At 48.3% G+C, this 20,579-nt stretch carries 19 protein-coding genes; 7 read left to right on the top strand and 12 right to left on the bottom strand.

Annotation, left to right across the window (positions count from 1 at the left end):
- Positions 1-45: 45 nt before the first annotated feature.
- On the bottom strand, positions 46-780 hold the full coding sequence (locus ABJO30_12050; GenBank protein ID MEP3233552.1) for an SDR family oxidoreductase: 735 nt from the start codon (positions 778-780) through the stop codon (positions 46-48).
- Between the two features lie 97 nt (positions 781-877).
- Positions 878-3,265, bottom strand: coding sequence for a methyl-accepting chemotaxis protein (locus ABJO30_12045; protein MEP3233551.1), 2,388 nt, complete (start codon positions 3,263-3,265; stop codon positions 878-880).
- A gap of 178 nt (positions 3,266-3,443) precedes the next feature.
- Between ABJO30_12045 and glpK the strand changes: the two genes are divergently transcribed.
- Positions 3,444-4,955, top strand: coding sequence for a glycerol kinase GlpK (glpK, locus tag ABJO30_12040; protein ID MEP3233550.1), 1,512 nt, complete (start codon positions 3,444-3,446; stop codon positions 4,953-4,955).
- On the opposite strand, the gene glk is transcribed toward glpK, so the two are convergent.
- The gene (gene glk / locus ABJO30_12035; protein MEP3233549.1) at positions 4,929-5,954 is read right to left on the bottom strand and encodes a glucokinase; all 1,026 of its coding nucleotides are present in this window, start codon (positions 5,952-5,954) and stop codon (positions 4,929-4,931) included. The genes glpK and glk overlap by 27 nt on opposite strands.
- A gap of 146 nt (positions 5,955-6,100) precedes the next feature.
- Between glk and ABJO30_12030 the strand changes: the two genes are divergently transcribed.
- A complete protein-coding gene (locus tag ABJO30_12030) occupies positions 6,101-7,342 on the top strand; it encodes a phosphopentomutase (protein ID MEP3233548.1) in 1,242 nt (413 codons plus the stop codon).
- 68 nt (positions 7,343-7,410) lie between these two features.
- Here ABJO30_12030 and ABJO30_12025 read toward each other — a convergent pair whose 3' ends face one another.
- The 5 genes from ABJO30_12025 to ABJO30_12005 form a co-directional block, all read right to left on the bottom strand.
- The gene (locus ABJO30_12025) at positions 7,411-7,887 is read right to left on the bottom strand and encodes a F0F1 ATP synthase subunit B (GenBank protein MEP3233547.1); all 477 of its coding nucleotides are present in this window, start codon (positions 7,885-7,887) and stop codon (positions 7,411-7,413) included.
- 5 nt (positions 7,888-7,892) lie between these two features.
- A complete protein-coding gene (locus ABJO30_12020) occupies positions 7,893-8,435 on the bottom strand; it encodes a F0F1 ATP synthase subunit B (GenBank protein ID MEP3233546.1) in 543 nt (180 codons plus the stop codon).
- 107 nt (positions 8,436-8,542) lie between these two features.
- Positions 8,543-8,770 carry a F0F1 ATP synthase subunit C gene (locus tag ABJO30_12015; protein MEP3233545.1) on the bottom strand — a complete coding sequence of 76 codons (228 nt, stop codon included), beginning with the start codon at positions 8,768-8,770 and terminating at the stop codon, positions 8,543-8,545.
- A gap of 67 nt (positions 8,771-8,837) precedes the next feature.
- Positions 8,838-9,590, bottom strand: a complete 753-nt coding sequence (locus tag ABJO30_12010) for a F0F1 ATP synthase subunit A (GenBank protein MEP3233544.1) — start codon at positions 9,588-9,590, stop codon at positions 8,838-8,840.
- Positions 9,591-9,651: 61 nt separating this feature from the next.
- Positions 9,652-9,990 (bottom strand): AtpZ/AtpI family protein, encoded by a 339-nt coding sequence (locus tag ABJO30_12005; GenBank protein MEP3233543.1) that lies wholly within the window; start codon positions 9,988-9,990, stop codon positions 9,652-9,654.
- Positions 9,991-10,331: 341 nt separating this feature from the next.
- Here ABJO30_12005 and ABJO30_12000 point away from each other — a divergent pair, with 341 nt between their 5' ends.
- The 4 genes from ABJO30_12000 to mutY all read left to right on the top strand — a co-directional run bounded on the left by ABJO30_12000 (position 10,332) and on the right by mutY (position 16,321).
- Positions 10,332-10,919 carry a DciA family protein gene (locus tag ABJO30_12000; GenBank protein MEP3233542.1) on the top strand — a complete coding sequence of 196 codons (588 nt, stop codon included), beginning with the start codon at positions 10,332-10,334 and terminating at the stop codon, positions 10,917-10,919.
- A gap of 139 nt (positions 10,920-11,058) precedes the next feature.
- Entirely contained in the window at positions 11,059-11,691 is a 633-nt protein-coding gene (locus tag ABJO30_11995; GenBank protein MEP3233541.1) for a thioredoxin domain-containing protein, read from the top strand.
- 69 nt (positions 11,692-11,760) lie between these two features.
- Complete coding sequence (gene smc / locus ABJO30_11990; protein MEP3233540.1) at positions 11,761-15,219, top strand: chromosome segregation protein SMC; 3,459 nt, start codon at positions 11,761-11,763, stop codon at positions 15,217-15,219.
- A gap of 7 nt (positions 15,220-15,226) precedes the next feature.
- On the top strand, positions 15,227-16,321 hold the full coding sequence (gene mutY / locus ABJO30_11985) for an A/G-specific adenine glycosylase (GenBank protein ID MEP3233539.1): 1,095 nt from the start codon (positions 15,227-15,229) through the stop codon (positions 16,319-16,321).
- Positions 16,322-16,334: 13 nt separating this feature from the next.
- On the opposite strand, the gene ABJO30_11980 is transcribed toward mutY, so the two are convergent.
- The 3 genes from ABJO30_11980 to moaB all read right to left on the bottom strand — a co-directional run bounded on the left by ABJO30_11980 (position 16,335) and on the right by moaB (position 18,912).
- Complete coding sequence (locus tag ABJO30_11980; GenBank protein ID MEP3233538.1) at positions 16,335-16,967, bottom strand: ribonuclease HII; 633 nt, start codon at positions 16,965-16,967, stop codon at positions 16,335-16,337.
- Positions 16,968-17,111: 144 nt separating this feature from the next.
- The gene (locus ABJO30_11975; GenBank protein MEP3233537.1) at positions 17,112-18,263 is read right to left on the bottom strand and encodes a PA0069 family radical SAM protein; all 1,152 of its coding nucleotides are present in this window, start codon (positions 18,261-18,263) and stop codon (positions 17,112-17,114) included.
- Between the two features lie 103 nt (positions 18,264-18,366).
- Positions 18,367-18,912 carry a molybdenum cofactor biosynthesis protein B gene (gene moaB / locus ABJO30_11970; protein ID MEP3233536.1) on the bottom strand — a complete coding sequence of 182 codons (546 nt, stop codon included), beginning with the start codon at positions 18,910-18,912 and terminating at the stop codon, positions 18,367-18,369.
- A gap of 107 nt (positions 18,913-19,019) precedes the next feature.
- Here moaB and ABJO30_11965 point away from each other — a divergent pair, with 107 nt between their 5' ends.
- Positions 19,020-19,691: an MIP/aquaporin family protein gene (locus tag ABJO30_11965; protein MEP3233535.1), complete on the top strand. Its 672-nt coding sequence runs from the start codon at positions 19,020-19,022 to the stop codon at positions 19,689-19,691.
- Positions 19,692-19,695: 4 nt separating this feature from the next.
- On the opposite strand, the gene ABJO30_11960 is transcribed toward ABJO30_11965, so the two are convergent.
- Positions 19,696-20,574 carry a 4-(cytidine 5'-diphospho)-2-C-methyl-D-erythritol kinase gene (locus ABJO30_11960; GenBank protein ID MEP3233534.1) on the bottom strand — a complete coding sequence of 293 codons (879 nt, stop codon included), beginning with the start codon at positions 20,572-20,574 and terminating at the stop codon, positions 19,696-19,698.
- Positions 20,575-20,579 lie beyond the last annotated feature (5 nt).

Raw genomic sequence — 20,579 nt, 5'->3', positions numbered from 1 at the left:
CGCTCTTGTTAGCGCTATTTGCTGGGTTAGACAACATCCAAGCGATTAAACGTGCTGACCGCCGTTTACGTGGATTTCTGATCCGGTGACATAGCTCGAAGGTCCGTTGCAAAGATAATAGATTGTCTCCGCCACTTCTGCGGGCGCACCAAGGCGGCGAAGAGGTATTTCTTCGACAATCTTTTCTGTGCCCGGCGACAGAATTGATGTGTCAATTTCACCAGGTGCGATTGCATTAACCCGAATGCCATGCGGTCCAAGGTCGGATGCCATCTCACGTGTTAGGGACGAAAGTGCGGCCTTGGATGTGGCGTAGGCCGATCCTGCAAAGGGGTGAACCCGTGAGCCTGCAATTGAGGTAACGTTTACAACGGCACCTTGGCCTTTCTTCAATTCATCAAAAAGGCCTTGCGCTAACATGATGGGTGAGAAGAAATTGACCTGAAACACTTGGCTCCAAACATCCATATTCGTTTCCGCCGATGACAATCTGTTGCCTTCGTCGTTTTTTGGGCTAATGCCCGCATTGTTGACCAAGGCATGAAGTGCGCCGCCATCTTCGGAGATTTTATCTTTAATGAGCGCAATAGCTTTCGTGAGATTGTCACGATCTGCAAGATCAACTTGAATGTGGTTTTCCTCGCCGCCGGGCCATGGGCAACGCGAATCAAAGGCTTGGCGTGAGCAGGTAAAAACGCGCCAATTATCAGCAGAAAAACGCTTAACTGTTGCATGGCCAATGCCACGACTTGCGCCTGTTAATACAAGGATTTTGCGCATTGTAGCTCTCCGCTTTCATCTCTCAGTGAAAGTATGAGAGTGGTCAGAGCCTAGCCTTGTAACTTTGGAATGTCTAACGAATTAATGAGGCTTGGCTCTATGCCGTGGCGACTTTTTTCAAGAAGGTTTCGACGTGATCATTCAGCCGTGTTGCGTTTTGTGAGAGACGGTTTGATGAATTTAAAATGGCTGTAGCTGATGCATTTGTTTGTTGCACCGTGTCACTTACATTTGAAATATTATCTGAAATTTTTCTTGAATCCGTCGATGCTTGTTTTGCACTCATTGAAATTTCTTGTGTCGCGGCATCTTGTTGGGTAACAGAGCCTGCAATGGTCTCGGTATGCCCTTTAACGTTATCCATCATTTCATTGATAGAGAAAATTGCTTCAACAGCATCGTCACTGGCTGCTTGAATATCCGCGATTTGTTGAGCAATCTCGCTGGTCGCGTGGCTGGTTTGTGAAGCCAGCGATTTAACTTCAGAAGCAACGACAGCAAACCCACGGCCGTGATCACCAGCCCGCGCCGCTTCGATCGTCGCATTAAGGGCTAACAAATTGGTTTGTTCTGCAATGTCTTGAATGAGGCTAACAACATCACCAATTTTTTGGGCCGATGTCGCAAGAGTAGAGATCCTGTTAGATGTGTCCGTTGCATTGGAAGCACCTTGATCAACGATAGCGCTGGTGGTTTGAACTTGTCGCGTAATCTCTTGGGTTGAAATAGACAGCTCTTCAGCCGCAGTCGCAACAGTTTGAATGCTTGATGTCGACGCAAAGGAGTTGTCTTTGGCCTCAGCGCTTTCTTTGTGAGCATTTTCCACCATCGAATTCATAGAGGCGGCGGTCTCATGCATTTCGTCTGCTTGCTCATTGAAAGATGTGAGAAGGGTTGATGCTTCTTCTTTGAAGTTGGCGATCAGTTTGTCGATCTCTTTCTGGCGTGTTTGTTCGCGGGCGAAATCAAGCGACGTCGTCTTTTCTAGTTTAATGCGTTGAATTGCATTGGATTGGAAAATCTCAACGGCGTCCTGCATTTTACCAATTTCATTGGCTCGCTTTTGGAAGCCAGCCACAACGTCAATTTCACCAGCCGCAAGGCGAGACATAATGTCTGTCATCGTGCCGATTGGTTTCACAATAACTCTCGTCATGACGTAGATCGTTGCAAAGGTAAGCAAAATGGCAAGTGCGATGACTGTTGCGGTCAACAAAGTGGTTATTTTGTTGATGTCGATGGCACTTCGTGTGCTGTTTATTGATGCGTTGGAAATTAGAACATTTGTTTTCAGCGAACTATTGATGAGGTCGCTGATTGTTTCGTTTCGCTCTATTGCAATTTTCGTGAGTGATTGGATTTGTGTTTTAAGGGCATTCGCGAGATCAGCGCCTATGGTGTCTTTACTTGCGATAAGTTCCTCTGCAATTTTAGTCGTGGCATCTAAACGCTGTTTGAGGATAATTTGATTGTTCAACTGAGGCGCAAGTTCAAAGGTGTTGTAAGCGTTCTGCGCGGCAACAACGGTTTGGATAATGTTGTCTTGTTTTTGAATATCTTGCGCAATAAGGGCGAGCTCAGCATCGATAGATTGAGCGGCGCTTTCAAATTGGTTGATTTGGCCAGTAAACTCATCCACCAAAGTTTCTATTGTTTTTAAGGTTGTCTGAACAGGCTCGAGATCAGCCGTTGAGATGTTTGATCCTAGGCCTTCGCGGAATAAATTTTTCAAGCCAATTTCTAATTCGCTGACTTTTGTCTCTATCTCGGCGTAAAGCTTAGGTGTGCCAGTAAGGTCAACGATTTGATGCAGCGCTTCAATCGATCCAACAATATTTTTGAGGGCAGTCGTTGCTTGCTTTTCTTGTTTTGAATTCAAAGCATCATAAATGCCGGGTAAAATCTCGACTAGCTGATCAATTCGATCTTGAAGGAGATAAGCGCTTTGAAGGGCATTTTGTTTTTGTTGTTCAATCTTGAGGTTATCGTTTTGATCAGAAAGCAATTGTGTTCGTGTGCGACCCGCTTTTCTTTTTCTCGCATTCACTATTGAACCAAGCTTATAAACTGTTGTCTGTAGGTCTTTATTTTCTGCACGCTGCAGTTCAAAACCCGTTTTTAGAACGGTTGTCTTGGCAAGCATCGCACTCAGCAATGGCGCCATTTTATCGCTATGTTGCTGGACATGATGTTCGCTAGAGGCGTTCATTTTTTCTTGGATTGAAATGAGTAGTTTTTCGCTCACATCAATGTGCTGAATATCACGCGTTTGTAGGTACTTTTTTAGTTCGCCAGACACTTTGTTGATTTCAGTAAAGCCACCAACCAATTCGTTGCTTTGTTCCGCGTTTCTTAAAAGTTGATTGAGCGCAACGAAGCTGATAATTGCGATAAGAATTGTAAGACCAATAAGAAGCAGATTAGACCATACGACAGTAGAGCGAATTGACCGATTACGAAAAAAATTCGACAGTATGGCATTCATATGAGCATTCCAGTTGTTTGATCTAAGAAGACCCTCTAGGGATTTGAAACGTTAGCTAAATATGAATTAACATGATGACTAAAGTGTTACCGTTTGTCTTAATGTTGATGCTTAAGGTGTTGTTCTGTTCGCAGTAATTTGAATCAAAGCTAAAGGCTTTGGTTGTTTGGAGGAATTCGTGACTATTGTTGCTATTGATCAGGGGACGACATCTAGTCGATCCATCGTTTTTGGAAAAAGCATGGAAATAGTCTCCATTGCCCAGCAAGAGTTTGAGCAGCATTTCCCAAAGCCAGGCTGGGTGGAACATGATCCAGAAGAGATTTGGCAAAGTGTTTTGGAGACCATCAAGCAAGCCTTAGCAAAGGCTAATTTGAACGCTAAAGAAATCGCTGCGATCGGTATCACCAATCAACGAGAAACCACCGTTTTATGGGATAGAGAAAGCGGCAAGCCATTGCACCGCGCTATCGTGTGGCAAGATCGGCGGACGGAAGATACTTGTGTGCAAATGCGCGAAGAGGGTTTCGCCGATATTTTGACCCAGAAAACGGGTTTGCTGGCAGACCCTTATTTCTCAGGAACTAAATTGGCTTGGTTGCTCGATAATGTTGACGGTGCACGTGCAGCGGCTGAAGCGGGCAAACTTGCTTTTGGCACGATAGATACATTTTTGATCTGGCGTTTAACGGGCGGGAAGGTGCATGCAACTGATGCAACCAATGCATCAAGAACGCTCCTGTTTAATATTCATGAGCAAGATTGGGACGATGATATTCTTGCGAAGTTCAATATTCCTCGTTCTTTGTTGCCAGAAGTTAAGGACTGTGCGGATGATTTTGGCGGTACAGTTCCGTCGCTTTTTGGCGTCGAAATTCCGATTGCCGGCGTCGCAGGTGACCAACATGCAGCGGCCATTGGCCAAGCTTGTTTTGAGCCAGGTATGATGAAGAGCACCTATGGTACGGGATGTTTTGCTTTGCTTAATACCGGAGACAAAGCCGTTTCTTCCAATAACCGACTGCTTACAACCATTGCCTATCGCCTCAATGGCAAGGTTACCTATGCTTTGGAAGGCTCGATCTTTATGGCGGGTGCGGCTGTTCAGTGGTTGCGTGATGGTTTGAAAATTATTGAAAACGCTGGTGATACTGGCGATATGGCAACTGCGGCCAATCCGGATGAAGATGTTTATGTGGTGCCAGCCTTTGTTGGTCTTGGTGCGCCTTATTGGGATGCTCATGCGCGCGGCGCAATTTATGGTCTGACACGGGGTTGCGGGCAAAATGAGATTGTTCGCGGGACGCTAGAAGCAGTTTGCTATCAGACCCGTGATCTCCTGGAAGCCATGCAAGGCGACATTCAAGGTGCTGGTTTGCATAGTGGCGTAAAGACGGTCTTGCGTGTTGATGGTGGAATGGTTGCGAGTGACTGGACCATGCAGTTTTTGTCAAACATGCTAGATGCTGCCGTCGACCGTCCAACCATTCTTGAAACCACAGCGTTGGGCGCTGCGTGGCTCGCGGGCTCTCATGTTGGGGTTTGGCCCGATCAGCAAGGTTTTGCTGAAAGTTGGCAATTGGAACGACAATTTACGTCTGATATGGATCCAGATATTCGTGACAAAAAATATGCAGGTTGGAAAGATGCTATCCAACGCACCTTAAGCAGTCCAGCGTCGACCTCTTAATTCTAGGGCAAAGCGCGGCGGTGTTCTGGCATAACTTACCAGTCCTTCAAGGGCAGGTTTTGGGCGTGTGATGATCGCAGTTGATACATTTTCAAGCAAATCATCATGCGGCGCTTTTGATTCAAAAGCTTCGCGGAAATTTCCGTCACGCAACAAAGGTAAAATGCGCGGCACAATGCCGCCAGCCAGATAAACGCCGCCTTTTGCCATCGTGAACATGGCCATGTCACCAGCAAATCGTCCGAGATACGAGCAAAACAATTCAAGCGTTTGGCGTGAGATGGGATCAGAATTATCAAGCGCAGCTTTCGTGACATCTGCTGCTTTGGAAAATTCTCCACGCAAACCAGCAAGTTTATTCAATGCGCCATAAAGTCGCAAAATGCCGGGCCCACTTAAGAACGTCTCAGCCGTGATGCGGCCATTTGTTGGCTCCATTACCTGCCAAATATCAAAATCCAAATCTGTAATAGGCCCAAAATTGATGTGCCCACCTTCACCTGGAAGTGGCACCCATGTATCGCGGGCATAAATAAGGGCTGCTGCACCGAGCCCTGTACCAGGCCCGACGACGAGCTTGGTGCTTTGATTGTCAATGCTACCTCTGCCAATCTGCTCTATATCGTCTTCAAGCAGAGAGGGTAGACAGAGCGCTAAGGCTTCAAAATCGTTTAAGACAACAACGATTTCAAAACCAAATTCTTCAATAAGGCGTTTCGGTTCTACCACCCACGGGCCATTTGTCATGGCGATCTTGTCGCCGCGCACGGGGCCAGCAACTGCCAATATTGCCGCACGTGGATAGGTAGCCGTGCGGCTTAGCGCTGTTTCTTGAATGGCATCTATCAGTGTTTCGTGGTTCGCCGTTTTGACGACTGGGAATTGTTTCACTTCACCAAGAGCATCTGACACAAGTCCAAACCGCGCATTGGTGCCGCCTATGTCCGCAATCAATGCAGGAAACGGTAAAAAATCTAGTTTTGAGGCGGAAGATACCATGAAGGGGCTCGAATTTATTTTGCACAAAAATTAAATCAATTTTGGAACCGCTGCAAGCGTCCAATTGGGGAAAGATTTTAACTTTAGTTGACATCAACGCACCATCGTCCATCTGCTATCGCAGCAGCGTAACCAAGGAGTGTGATGTGGCGCGTGCCTTTTTGTTTGTATTGGATTCGTTTGGCATTGGCGGTGCGCCGGATGCCGCTGATTTTGTAAACGAGGAAAAGAGTGATTTGGGTTCGAATACTTTCGCTCATATTGCAAAGGCGTGTCACGAAAATAAGGCAGATGCCAAAGGAATACGTGCTGGTGCCTTATCCCTTCCTACCTTGGACTTGCTGGGGCTGGGCAATGCGGCTCATGTGGCAACTGGCGAGGAAGTTGTTGGCTTCCCATGCCGTGATGACACAATAGGCCTTTGGGCTGCGGCAACTGAAATTTCAAAAGGCAAAGATACCCCTTCCGGCCACTGGGAACTTGCTGGTGTGCCAGTATTGAAAGACTGGGGGTATTTCCCAAAACAAGAACTCGCATTCCCTAATGATCTTTTGCAGGCGATTTATAAGGCGGCTGGGATAGATGGGTCGTTATGCAATCAGCATAGTTCTGGCTTAGCCGTGATTGATGAATTTGGTGGGGAACATCAACAAACAGGGCAGCCGATATTTTATACATCTGCCGATTCTGTTTTTCAAATTGCAGCACATCAAGACCACTTCGGCCTAGAGCGGCTTTATGCCCTTTGCGAAATTGTCTTCGACCTTCTTCGCCCCTTCAATATTGCCCGCGTTATTGCACGGCCCTTTATCGGTGACGCGGAAAATGGCTATGAGCGCACGGCTAACCGTCGTGATTATGCGGTTGAGCCACCAGAAGACACGCTTCTAGATCATCTTAAACGGGCAGGGCATGAGGTGAGGGCGATTGGCAAGATCGATGACATCTTTGCGCATCGTGGCACGACAGAAGTTATTAAAGCGCACGGCAATGAAGCTTTGTTTGATGCAAGTTTTAGAGCCTTGGAAGACGCAAATGACGGGGCATTGGTATTCACCAACTTCATTGATTTTGATCAACTCTACGGCCACCGCCGTGATGTTGTGGGATACGCCAATGCGTTAGAGCGTTTTGACAAGCGGCTTGCTCATTTCCTTGATCAAATGCGTGATGATGATTTGCTCGTTGTCACAGCTGATCACGGTTGCGACCCGACATGGCATGGGACAGAACATACCCGCGAGCGGGTGCCGGTGTTGGTATATTCGAAGGCTTTGCGGGGTAGGGGCTGCGGTATCCGCTCAAGCTTCTGCGATGTAGCGCAAACCATTGCGAATTGGCTGAATGTCAAAGCAGGAACAAAGGGAACCAGCCTACTCGACGAATAGGTTTTGTAAGCTCATAAAAAAAGCCCCGCTCAAGAGCAGGGCTTTTAAAATTTGTAAGGTCGATTTGACTACATCAATTTTGATTTAACTTCAGAGATTGAAGATTTAATCAACGATGCACCACCATCAGATAGCTTAGACATCAACACTTGCTCAGAAGCAGCAATGGCACGTTCAGCGGCAATCGCTTTAACGTCCTGCATTGCTTGTGCTTCAGCTTGTGCAATTTTTTGCTCAGCCATTTTAGTGCGACGCTCAACATATTCATCAAGCTTTTTCTTCGCATCACCAGCAAGAGTGTCAGCTTCACGTTTAGCAGCTTCAACGATTGTTTCAGCTTCACTTTCCGCGTCACGACGCTTGCGCTGATATTCAGCAAGAAGAGCCTGTGCTTCTTCACGAAGCTTGCGTGCTTCATCAAGATCAGAGCGAATTTTGTCGGCGCGATCATCCAATGATTTGGTGATCATGCCCGGCACTTTGAGGTACATGATAAGCGCGATGAATACGATCAGTGCGGCGGTTGCCCAAAAGGTTGCGTCCATAACCGTTACTCCGTTGCGCTTTTAAGTGCTTTAGTGACTTCTGCTTTTGTTACGCTCCCACCGATGAGGGCTTTAACAATCGCTTCAGTCGTGTCGCCAGCAATATCGTCAACTTCTGCCATCGCTTTGTCGCGAATACCAGCAATTGTCTTTTCAGCAGCATCCATCTTTTCAGAAAGACCAGCTTCAACTTTAGCAACAGCGCTATCAGTTTCAGCTTTTGCTTTGTCACGGGCTGTCTGGGCAATACCTTGCGCTTTGCTACGAGCATCGCCAAGGGCTTGCTCATAAGAAGCGATTGCTTCGTCGGTATCTTCCTTCAAGCGCTGTGCTTCGGCAATGTCTTGTTCAATTCTATCAGAGCGAACTTCAAGAATAGAACCGATGCGCGGCAATGCGACTTTGGCCATGACGTAATAAAGCACACCAAATGTGATCGCGAGCCATAGGATCTGCGAACCATAAGTTGAACTGTCAAATGGTGGGAAAGAACCACCAGCGCCGCCATCAGCGGCATGACCTACTTCAGAATTTGTTTCTGACGCCATTTTCTTCTCTCTTTGAAAGGAGTTCGCGAAGGATAACCATCACGAACTCATTTTATTTCTGCTTAAAGGGCGTGCCAAATGGCAAGCGCCCATTGCAAATGCAATTATTAAACATCGAAGAGAAGAAGAAGAGCAACGAGCAGTGAGAAGATGCCGAGCGCTTCTGTCACAGCGAAGCCGAAAATCAAGCGACCGAATTGGCCGTCAGCTGCTGATGGGTTGCGAAGGGCGCCTGCAAGGTAGCTACCGAAAATGTTGCCAAGACCGATGGCTGCACCGCCCATACCGAGACATGCGATACCTGCGCCGATGAGTTTTGCTGCTTCTGCTTCCATGATAATTCTCCTTTGGAAATAGTTAGATTAGTGTGCCTCCGACAATCGCGCCGGAAAGCAAATTTAGTTAGTGACCTGGGTGTACGGCGTCATTCAGATACATGCATGTCAACACTGTGAATACATAGGCCTGAAGGAAAGCCACGAGAAATTCTAGTCCGGTAAGCGCGACCGTCATTGCGAAAGGCAAAACAGCGCCCGCCATGCCAGCAACGCCAAAAGCGCTAAGGCTTGTGATAAAGCCTGCAAACACTTTCAACGTAATGTGTCCTGCAAGCATATTAGCGAACAAACGAACTGAAAGGCTGATTGGGCGTGAGAGGAATGAGATAACCTCGATCATCACCACGAGCGGCACAAGTGCTGCTGGGATGCCTGAAGGAACGAAAAGCTTCAAGAAGCCGAAGCCGTGTTTCATAAAGCCATAGCCAACCACTGTTAAGATCACCAGCATCGCGAGAGCGAACGTGACGATTAGGTGGCTTGTGACCGTGAAGAAGTAAGGGAACATGCCAAACAAGTTGGCAACCAATACGAACATAAAGAGCGAAAAGACGAGAGGGAAGAAACGCATTCCTTCCTTGCCGGCTGCATCTCGCAGGGTGCTCGCAACAAAGTCGTAGCAAATCTCAGCGATTGACTGCATGCGTGTTGGAATAAGACCGCGGCTGCTTGTTGAGAAAATCAGGAACGCACATGTAGCAACTGTTGTTGCAATCATGAATGCTGCTGAGTTTGTCATTGCAAAATCGACACCGCCGATTGAGCCGAGTGAGAAATATTCAGTAATATGGAACTGGTGGATTGGATCGTTTGCCAATTTTAGATGTCCCTTGCCATCGCCGTTTTAGCAAAACCAACAAAGTTTTGCTCTTGTCTAGTTAACCGTCGCGATCACTCGCTTCCGGCTGTGAAATTCTTCCTGCGGCTCGCATGACATTTAAAACGCCCGCAGCAAACCCCAAAATAAGGAAAACAATCAACCCGAAGGGTGTCGTCCCCAACCATTTGTCCAAAACCCAGCCAATTGCCGCTCCAACCAAGATGGCGGACACAAATTCCGACGCAATCTTAAGACCGTAAGCCATGCCGGCTCTGTCTTTCAGTCCCTTGTCATTTTGTTCCGCTCGTCTCGTTGCTTTTTGCTCATCGAGCTTGGCACCAAGTTTGTCGAAGCGGTTGTCAAAATCGTCAGGGCGTTTGTCGTGATCGCTTTGCACGGGCAATTGCCTTGTTTTGAACTGATGCTTACTCTCTTTTTGCTCTCTCGCAAGCGTAGAAAACAGGCGGAAAATAAGCCTTCAAATTCGGGCGCACATTACTTTTGCACCCTCTAGGTGTCAAGGTGGAAGTGAATCCTTTTAACCGATTGAAATTAAATGATAATATCTTATTTATGCATCGAAGATGCGACCAAAGAAGCAATTTTTCTGCGATTGGTACCGAAGTTTCGAGAATCTAGGTGAAAATGTGTGAGATAAATACTACAATTAGAACATATCTATGGGCATGAATGGCCTATATCGAGTTTAACAGTGATTCTTTAGAGTGAAAAATCCCAATGGCGGATAACGTTGACGATGCAAAAACCCCAAAATACCGCGATAAATGGGATCATGGCACGGCGGGGCGTGATTGGAAGCGGGGCAGTAAGCCTTTGTCGGAGTTATTGCCAAAGCTAATTGATCCTATTTGTGCCCGCAAAGGGTTGGCGTCCTCCGCACTTATTGCCGCATGGCCGGAACTTGCCGGAAATACTTTCGCGGATTGCACCATTCCAGACAAAATCAATTGGCCGCACCAAACAAGCACGGGGGCGACAACCTTTCAGGGCGGTACTCTTGTGGTTCGGGTGGATGGTCCTAAAGCGATCTACCTGCAGCACGAAGAGCAGCAGCTTTTGCAACGGGTCAATCAGTTCTTCGGCTTTGTTGCCATTGAACGATTGAAAATTGTCCAAGCGCCCATTGAACGCAAAAAGCAGGTTATTAAAGAGAAGCTCCCGTCGCTCTCTCCTAAGCAAGAAGAAAGACTGCGTGAGTGCATTACTGAGTTTGATGACCCGCAGCTTGATGCTGCTGTCTTAAAGATGGGGCAGGGCGTTTTGCGCAAAGAGCTTTTGAAGCGGCAGCAGGCAGATGAACAATAAAGCGGGCGTGTTCATAATTTTGGCCAATATCTTGGGTATTGGCCTTTGATAACGATAATTTTTAAAGACAAATCGTCTTTTGGAATTTAATACCTATCTTAAATATTAGCTAATTGACTCAATCATAGAGGTTTCTCCGATGACATCGTCCTTTTCCCGTCGCTCTGTTTTACAAGGCACAGGCGCTGCTGCTGCACTTGTTACATTAAGCGGTTGCTTTTCTAGTGAAGCCAACAATAGCGATCTAGCTCAGCCTGGTCCGCTTAAAGAAATGACAATTGGCAACAAGGACGCGAAAGTTAAGGTCATCGAATATGCTTCAATGACATGCCCGCATTGCGCGTCATTCCATACTCGCACCTATCATGCCTTTAAAGAGAAGTATGTTGATACCGGCAAAGTGTTGTTTGCTTTCCGCGAGTTTCCATTGGATCAAGTCGCCGCAACAGTCGCTGTTCTTGCTAGATGCGCACCTGAAGACAAGTTTTTCGACATTGTAGATGTGTTCTTCAAAACCCAGCCAAAATGGCGTAATGGCCAAAATCCGCTGCCAGGTATCGTAGAAATCGCAAAACAAGTTGGTTTTACACAACAATCATTCAATGCCTGCTTGCAAAACAAAGAGGTTATTGATGGGATAAACAAAATCCGTACGCACGGTGCGGAAGTGTTGAAGGTAGAGGCAACGCCAACCTTTTACATCAATGACAAAAAAATAAGCGGTTCATTATCTCTTGAAGCAATGGATAAAGAAATCGAAGGTTTGTTGTAAGGCAGCTGCCCCCGCGGCGCTGCTACGGGGTATAGTTTTGAGTAAAGTATCAATGCGGGGTGTGGTGTCATGAGATTCACCAAGCTCCGCATCTTAGGGTTCAAATCTTTTGTTGAACCTGTTGAATTCATTATCGAACGCGGCCTCACAGGGGTCGTTGGCCCCAACGGTTGCGGCAAGTCCAATCTTGTCGAAGCGATCAAATGGGTAATGGGTGAAAGCTCCTACAAAAATATGCGCGCATCTGGCATGGATGACGTGATTTTCTCAGGCAGTGGCAGCCGTCCGGCGCGCAATACTGCTGAGGTCACACTGGTCATCGATAATACCGAGCGCACCGCACCCGCAGCCTTTAATGACAGCGATACCATCGAGATTACGCGGCGAATCGAGCGCGAATCAGGGTCGGTCTACCGCATCAACGGCAAGGAAAGCCGCGCAAAAGACGTTCAATTGCTGTTTGCAGACGCTTCAACTGGCGCCAGATCACCTTCTATGGTGGGACAAGGCCGGATTGGTGAGCTTATTTCTGCAAAGCCGCGCCAACGTCGCCAAATTTTGGAAGAAGCTGCCGGTATCTCCGGTCTTCATTCCCGTCGCCATGAAGCAGAATTGCGGCTTAAGGCAACAGAACAAAATCTCGACCGTGTTGAAGACGTTATCAACCAGTTGGAAACTCAGCTTGAAGGCTTGAAGCGTCAAGCGCGCCAAGCATCTCGCTATCGCAATCTTTCTGGCGAAATCAGAAAATTTGAAGCGACTGTCTATCATCTCCGTTGGATGGCCGCATCGAGTGCGTTGCAAGAAGCAGAAAGCAATCTAACTGAATTCACCGTCGCTGTTGCTGATGCAACGGCCTTGCAATCAAGAACCGCGAGAGACCAAGCAGTTTCCGCCAACACTTTACCGCCATTGCGCGATAAGGCGGCCGCTGCTGCGGCAGCACTCCAGCGCATTCAACTGGAGCAGGGCGCGTTAGAAAAAGAAGAAACACAGGCAAAAAGCCGTCTTCAAGAACTAACAGGTCGTATTGAGCAGCTTGACCATGATGTTGAGCGCGAGAAGGGTTTGCTTACTGAAAACAAGAACGTCTTTGACCGTTTGGCTGATGAAGAAACCAAGCTGAAGGCAGAAAATGCAGCTTCTGGTGATCGCCGTATTGAGGCTGAAACATCGCTGAGCACTGCAAAAGAAAAGCAGGAAGCAAGTGAACAAGCTTTCAACCAAACAACCAAAGAGATCGCGGAACTAAACGCCCGCCGTGCCTCTCTTGAAAACAGTATGCGGCAAGCAGAAAATCAGATTGCGCGCATTGCAACAGATCAAGACCGCGTTGTTCGCGATATTGCTGATGTGGATGCGAAACTCGGCCAAGATTTGTTTGTGAATGCTCACCAAAAAACTGTCGAAGAAGCGCGCCTGAAAGTTGAAACGGGTGAGGCTGAGATTCAGCAGTTTGAGCTTAAAACGCAACGCGCTCGTGACCATGAGAGCGAAGTTAAGACCACGACAACCGCCCTCGAACGCGAACTCAATGTGATTGAGACAGAAGCGCAAACTCTTGCACGTGTTTTGAATGCTGGCTCACAGGGTGATTACCCGTTGCTGATTGATGAGCTTACGGCAGAACCGGGCTATGAGATTGCTCTTGGTGCTGCACTTGGTAGCGATCTTGATATTTCGGTCGATAAAGAAGCACCCGTCCACTGGGCCGGCGCTGAAGCTGAGGCGGATGATCCAAGTTTGCCAAATGGCGCAGAACCGCTATCAAAATTTGTCGCAGCGCCGCAAACGATTGCTCGTCGATTGAACCAAATTGGTGTGATTGATGAAGCGCAATCAGACGAACTTGTTGGCAATTTAAAACCGGGCCAGCGCTTAGTCACAAGACAAGGTGCGCTTTGGCGTTGGGATGGATTTACCTCATCTGCCGATGCTGAAACACCTGCTGCCCAGCGGCTAGCCCAGAAAAACCGCCTTGCAGATCTTGAAGGGGCGTCAAGCACCAAGAAAGATCAGGTGGAGGCGCAAAAGCATAAACTTGCGACTGCATCGGTCAGCCTGCAAGAAGCCATTACTTTGGAGCGCGAAGCACGCGATGCCTATCGCACAGCCTTGTCAGAGCAAACAAAAGCCCGCGATGCTTTGGCGAAAGTTGAAAGCGAAGCGAGCCGCTTAGCCGAACGCCGCACGTCACTGACCGAGCGACAAACCAGATTGAATGGTGACCGCGAAGGAGCCGACCAGCAGCAAGAAAAGCAAAAGGCGCTTTTGTCTGAGGTGCCAAACAGTGACGCGCTCAATGATCGTTTGCAAAATGAGCAGACATCACTTGCCAATGATCGTGCAGCGCTTGCTGAGGCTCGTGCCGGATTTGAAACGCTCGCCCGCGAAGCAGAAATGCGTAACAACCGATTGCAAGCCATTGGCGGTGAACGTCAAAGCTGGGTCAATCGTGTGGAAGCTGCCGAGACACAAATGAATGTTTTGGCTGAACGCAAAGAAGCAGCCATTAAAGAGCAAGCTGGTTTGCAAGATCTTCCAGGTGAATTTGCCCGCCGTCGTGCAGCGCTCTTCACCAAGGTTGAAGAGGCGGAGAAAAATCGCGCTGAAAGCCAAGACGTACTCGCAACAGCTGAGACAGCACTTCGCACCGCTGATGAAGCGGCGAAATTGGCGCTCAACGCGCTTTCCGAAATCCGTGAAAGCCGTGCACGCACAGAAGAACGGGTTGAAAGTGCTAAAACCCGCAAACAAGATGTTGCCCGTGAGATCACGGAAATTCTTGAATGTTCACCAGCCGGATTGGCCGAAATTGCTCAGTTGAAAGAAGGTACAGCGCTGCCTGAAATGTCGGTGGTTGAAACACGTCTTGATCGTTTGAAAGCAGAACGTGAGCGACTTGGTGGCGTCAATCTGCGTGCTGAAGAAGAAATGCAAGAAGTTGGCGACAAGCGCGATGAGCTTGTGAGCGAGCGTGATGATTTGATCGAAGCAATCCGTCAGTTGCGCACGGCGATTGCTAACTTGAACAAAGAAGGCCGCGAGCGTCTCTTGATCGCATTTGATGAAGTGAATGCGCATTTCAAACATCTCTTCACGCATCTTTTTGCTGGTGGTACAGCGGAACTCATCCTCACTGAGTCTGATGATCCGTTGGAAGCAGGCCTTGATATTATTGCGCGTCCTCCAGGTAAAAAACCGCAGACGATGACGCTTCTATCGGGTGGTGAGCAGGCGTTGACGGCAACTGCACTGATCTTCGCTGTGTTCCTCACCAATCCCGCGCCAATCTGTGTGCTGGATGAGGTGGACGCACCGCTGGATGATGCCAATGTGGAGCGTTTTTGTAACTTGCTCGACGATATGGCGGACACCACGGATACGCGCTTCCTCACCATTACGCACAATCCAATCACCATGGCACGTATGAGCCGGTTGTTTGGTGTGACAATGGCTGAACGCGGCGTTAGCCAGCTTGTTTCTGTTGATCTTGAAACGGCTGAAAGCTTCCGCGAAGCAGGTTAAGACCGCCGTGGCGGATGCCCCTTTCAAAACAGTGCCAAATCCGAGTGATTTGCTTGAATGGTATGATTGCCATGCGCGTGTTTTGCCATGGCGTGTTTCTCCACAAAATCGTGCCGTTGGTGAAGTGCCTGATCCTTATCGGGTTTGGCTGTCAGAAATAATGTTGCAGCAAACCACAGTTGCGACGGTAAAAGCTTATTTCGAAAAGTTCACCACCCTTTGGCCAAGCATCCATGATTTGGCGAAGGCTGATCGTGAAGATGTTTTGAAGGCATGGGCGGGGCTTGGGTATTATTCGCGGGCTCGCAATTTGAAGGCCTGCGCGGATATTGTCGTGCAACAATATGGCGGGGTCTTTCCAGATACAGTTGAGGGCCTGAAAGAACTACCCGGCATTGGAGATTATACGGCGTCGGCCATAGCGGCCATTGCATTCGATCAGCCTGCTGCTGTAGTTGATGGAAATGTGGAACGGGTGTTATCGCGGATTTTCGCGGTTGAAGAGGTAATGCCCAAAGCGAAAAAAACCATCAAGGAATATCAATCAGCGCTCACGCCTCAAATGCGAGCGGGAGATTATGCCCAAGCTATGATGGATTTAGGTGCCACGATTTGCTCACCTAAAAATCCAGCTTGTGCGCTCTGTGTATGGCAAGGTGACTGTGCCGCTTTCAAGCTTGGAACGCAGGAGTTATTTCCTGTAAAAGCTCAGAAGAAAGTGAAGCCGACCCGTTATGGCTGGGCCTTTGTTGCTGTTCGCGCCGATGGTGCGGTGTTATTACGCACGCGGCCAGATGAGGGGTTGCTTGGTGGTATGACAGAAGTACCCGGCACGACTTGGGGAGAAGAACAACCAAAATCCCCCTTTGCATCTGCACCCTTTCAGGCAGGGTGGAGTAAACGATGCGGTGTGATCCAGCATACATTTACGCACTTTCATCTTGAAGTGGAGGTGGTGACAAGCATGTTCCCGATGGAGCAGTTGCCTGCAAAAAACAGCTGGTGGTCGGCGATGGAAGATATTCCAGATGAGGCACTGCCAACGGTGATGAATAAAATGTTGGAAGCAGCTTTACCTGGTGTCACAAAACCAAGAGCGTGACAAAGGCTTGAACCTAACTCACCATGCTTTTGATCGGTTGAAAGCTGCGCCGGTGCAGCGGGCAGGGGCCAAGCTTTGCGATTGCATCACGGTGGGCTTTTGAGCCGTACCCTTTATGGCGGTCAAAATCATACCCTGGATAATATGTATTGGCGCGGACCATCATTCGATCGCGGGTGATTTTCGCGACGATAGACGCCGCCGCAATGGAGAGGGAATGAGCATCGCCCTTGATGATTGCTTTGGCAGGCTGTTTGAGCGCGGGTGGAATGTCACGGCCATCGATCAGCACGAATGTGGGCTGTTGGTTCAATGCTTCGACAGCTTCAACCATTGCGTAAAGCGTTGCGGCGCGAATATTCATTTTGTCGATTTGCTCAGCTGATACGGATGAGATTGCGATCTGGGCCGACGCAAAGATTTCTTCAAACAATATTTCCCGACGTTTCTCGGTGAGCTTTTTTGAATCGTTCAACCCTTCAGGGATATGGCCTTCTTTCAAAATAACCGCCGCCGTTACCACAGGACCAGCAAGCGGCCCACGACCAACTTCATCAACACCTGCAATGAGTGAGTGTCCTGCTGCCATTGCTTCTTCTTCATAGAAAAAATTTGGGCCTGAATTTGTCTTTGATTTGCTGGTCATCGTTTTTTCTAACCTGCATGGCACAAAAAAAGAAGCCGAATGATCAATGAAGATCATCCGGCTTGAGTGTCTTCCGTCACGGTCCTATCTAGCGGGGTGGAAGGTGGGACCTTGGGTGTGTGAAGTGAATGACGGAAGAGGCGTTTAAAACAGTGACAATTGGCTCCCTTGTTTTTCAGGTGGCGTGAATAATTCGGTGGTAAGGGCTTGCCTGCGACGAGCCATGCCAATGCGTTTGGCTGCTATTTTCATGCGCTTTGCGATTTGATCAGCATAAGGACCTGTGCCGCGCATACGACGTCCCCATGCCACATCATATTCTTTGCCGTTCCTCATGGATTTGAGCAGATTTAAAACATGGCGGTATTTGTTGGGGTAATGGTGAAGCAACCACTCTTTAAATATCTCCGAGACCTCAAGCGGTAGCCGTAGCAAAACATAGCCAGCATCGCGCGCGCCATGCCCATAGGCTTTCTCCAAGATGGCCTCAATCTCGCTGTCATTAAGAGCTGGGATAATCGGCGCAACCATCACAGATGTTGGAACGCCCGCATCACTTAATTGTCGCAAGGCATCAAGTCGCTTTTGCGGTGTTGACGCGCGTGGCTCCATCGCACGGGCAAGCTTACTATCCAGCGTGGTGATGGAAAGGGCGACGCGAACCAATCCACGTTTTGCCATAGATGAGAGGATATCAATGTCTCGCGTAACAAGGTGCGATTTGGTGACAATACCAACGGGGTGATTGGTCTTATCCAACACTTCCAAAATCTCGCGGGTAATGCGATGGCTGCGTTCTATCGGCTGATAAGGGTCAGTATTGGTGCCTATAGCAATGGTGCGCGGGCGATAATTGGGAGCTGCCAATTCTTGTTCTAACAAGGCTGCTGCTTGGGGTTTTGCAAACAGCCGCGTTTCAAAATCAACGCCCGGTGATAAGCCTAGATACGCGTGTGAAGGTCTAGCAAAACAGTAAGAACAGCCATGCTCGCAACCACGATAGGCATTGATTGAGCGATCAAATGAGATGTCCGGGGACTGATTTTTGGTAATAATTGTCTTTGGGCTTTCATAGCTCACCTCCGTTTTCATGACTGGCAATTCATCATTGTCCCAGCCATCATCAAATGCTTCTCGGCTTTCAGTTTCAAACCGACCAGAAGAATTGGATACAGCCCCGCGTCCACGGGTTTTATAACCGGCAACAGCTTGTTCAGGCGTTGAAGCAAGAGCGGTTGGGTCAAGGCGAACGCCTATCCAACTCTCTTCTTCATTGCCTAAGTGCTTGTTGTCCATTTCGCCTGTCCAATAGTCGTGTTTTGTCGTTCCTAACTTCTATAACGAAAATTAGAACAAAACAAGAACAAAATATCAGAAATGGTAAATCAGGTATGAACGCTTATTTGCCGCGTTTGAGATGTTCATCCAGTCGCGGCATGATTTCTATGAAGTTGCAGGGGCGGTGGCGATAATCAAGTTGAAGGCTCAAAATGCCGTCCCATGCGTCTTTGCAGGCACCAGAAGAGCCGGGTACGACGAAGACGAAAGTGGTGCCAACCAAGCCTGCGGTTGCACGAGATTGAATGGTTGAGGTGCCAATCTTATCAAATGACAAGCGATGGAAGACTTCAGAAAACCCATCCATGCGTTTATCGAATAAAGGTTCGATGGCATCTGGTGTTACATCGCGGCCCGTAAAGCCCGTGCCGCCAGTGGTAACAATCGCATCAACAGTTTCGTCATTGGACCAAGCTTTGATTTGCGCTTGAATTTGCTCAATGTCATCTTTCACTATGGCGCGGCCTGCTAATCTATGACCAGCGCCTTCGATGCGCCCAACCAATGTGTCGCCAGATTTGTCATTTTCTAGCCCACGCGTATCAGATACCGTTAAAACGGCGATACCAATAGCGATAAAGGGGCGGGTTTCATCAATGCGGGACATGATTGTTCTCAAACCTTTGTTGTGAACAGAATGTTGGTTCGTCTTCCAATTGTCATAGGACAAATCTATGAATGTTTCATCAAGAGTTTGGGGTAAAGGGGCTCAAAATGCCAGTTGTTAGTTTAAATCAAAAGCTGTTTGCTGAATTTTTAGGAACAGCGTTCCTGCTCGCCACCGTTATTGGCTCTGGCATTATGGGTGAGACCTTGTCTGGTGGTAATGTGGCAATTGCATTGCTTGGAAATACAATCCCCACTGGCGCAATCTTATATGTTTTAATCACCATGCTTGGGCCCGTGTCTGGTGCTCATTTTAATCCTGTTGTAACAATCGCCTTTCGCTTCTTTGGAAAACTCACCAACGCGGAAACAGGGCTTTTCATTGTTGCGCAAATTGCAGGTGGCATTGTTGGTATGTTGGCGGCGCATTTCATGTTTGATCTTGATCTTCTTCAGTTCTCAGAAAAAGCAAGAACAGGCACCTCGCAATGGGGTGCTGAGATAATCGCGACGCTTGGGCTTTTGCTGACAATTTTCGGCACGATTAAAGCACGCGTTGAAGCAGTGCCGGCTGCTGTTGGGCTTTATATCACGGCGGCTTACTGGTTTACGGCATCAACCTCATTTGCAAACCCAGCAGTCACCATTGCGCGATCCTTCACCAATACTTTCGCAGGCATTGATCCAGCTCATATGCTTGGGTTTATTGTGGCTCAATTCGTTGGGTTAGGTGTGGCGTTTGTCTGTATCAAAGCGTTGAGCTTCGAGCCGCAAGACTAGCCGATCAACCAGCAAGGCTAGTTGCGACAATCCACCAGTCAGAATGTTCTGATTGCAATTTGTCAGCAGCGCTTTTCGCGTCTTCATCAGTTTCAAACAGACCAAAGCACGTCGCGCCAGAACCAGACATGCGGGCCGTGAGCGAACCAGTGCAACTGGACAACGCCTTCAGGCATTCTTCCACTTGCTGACAATGTATAAGAGCGGGCGGTTGAAGGTCGTTACGGCAGTCGTTGATCCATTTTGTGAAGGGTTCGGCTTTGTCGACGGTATCGTTCGGTTGGATAAGCGGCGGATTGTTCTTGCGCGCAAGCGATTTGAAAATCGCAGGCGTTGAAACGCCAACATTTGGATTGACTAACACCATGGGAAGAGCAGGGGTCTTTGGTAGCTCAGACAATGTTTCGCCGATACCACTCATACGAATTGCCGTTCCGTGCTGGCAACCATGTAGACAGACAGGAACATCAGCGCCAAGGGACAATACGTCGTCAGAACTCGGCAAAGGGCGATCGAGCAGTTCAGCAATTGCAAGCAATGTTGCCGCCGCATCTGCAGACCCGCCGCCAATGCCTGAGGCAATAGGCAAGTTCTTTTCAAGCACGATGTTGAGCGGTGGCAAATCATCGCCCATCAAACGTGCGGCTTTTAAAACTAGATTATCGTGGTCTGCTTCCAGCCCTTCGCCAAAAGGACCATTGATTGTTAAATGGTGAGAGCCTGCTTGGTCAGCATCATCTTCCCGCTTGGAAACGGTGATCTCATCGCCATAGGTTGAAAACACAACAACACTGTCGAGCAGATGATAGCCATCATCGCGCTGCCCCGTTATGTGAAGTGCGAGGTTGATTTTCGCACGCGCGATTTTACAACATTTTTCCAAAGCGT

This window comes from Hyphomicrobiales bacterium (genome assembly GCA_039973685.1).
Taxonomy (GTDB): domain Bacteria; phylum Pseudomonadota; class Alphaproteobacteria; order Rhizobiales; family JACESI01; genus JACESI01.
This window is presented reverse-complemented; position numbering and strand designations above follow the sequence as displayed.

Excerpts from the sequence above, each read along its gene's own strand:
- ABJO30_12050 (MEP3233552.1), bottom strand. The coding sequence starts at position 780 with ATGCGCAAAATCCTTGTATTAACAGGCGCAAGTCGTGGCATTGGCCAT.
- ABJO30_12045 (MEP3233551.1), bottom strand. The coding sequence starts at position 3,265 with ATGAATGCCATACTGTCGAATTTTTTTCGTAATCGGTCAATTCGCTCT.
- glk (MEP3233549.1), bottom strand. The coding sequence starts at position 5,954 with ATGGTATCTTCCGCCTCAAAACTAGATTTTTTACCGTTTCCTGCATTG.
- ABJO30_12025 (MEP3233547.1), bottom strand. The coding sequence starts at position 7,887 with ATGGACGCAACCTTTTGGGCAACCGCCGCACTGATCGTATTCATCGCG.
- ABJO30_12020 (MEP3233546.1), bottom strand. The coding sequence starts at position 8,435 with ATGGCGTCAGAAACAAATTCTGAAGTAGGTCATGCCGCTGATGGCGGC.
- ABJO30_12015 (MEP3233545.1), bottom strand. The coding sequence starts at position 8,770 with ATGGAAGCAGAAGCAGCAAAACTCATCGGCGCAGGTATCGCATGTCTC.
- ABJO30_12000 (MEP3233542.1), top strand. The coding sequence starts at position 10,332 with ATGGCGGATAACGTTGACGATGCAAAAACCCCAAAATACCGCGATAAA.
- ABJO30_11995 (MEP3233541.1), top strand. The coding sequence starts at position 11,059 with ATGACATCGTCCTTTTCCCGTCGCTCTGTTTTACAAGGCACAGGCGCT.
- smc (MEP3233540.1), top strand. The coding sequence starts at position 11,761 with ATGAGATTCACCAAGCTCCGCATCTTAGGGTTCAAATCTTTTGTTGAA.
- ABJO30_11980 (MEP3233538.1), bottom strand. The coding sequence starts at position 16,967 with ATGACCAGCAAATCAAAGACAAATTCAGGCCCAAATTTTTTCTATGAA.
- ABJO30_11975 (MEP3233537.1), bottom strand. The coding sequence starts at position 18,263 with ATGGACAACAAGCACTTAGGCAATGAAGAAGAGAGTTGGATAGGCGTT.
- moaB (MEP3233536.1), bottom strand. The coding sequence starts at position 18,912 with ATGTCCCGCATTGATGAAACCCGCCCCTTTATCGCTATTGGTATCGCC.
- ABJO30_11965 (MEP3233535.1), top strand. The coding sequence starts at position 19,020 with ATGCCAGTTGTTAGTTTAAATCAAAAGCTGTTTGCTGAATTTTTAGGA.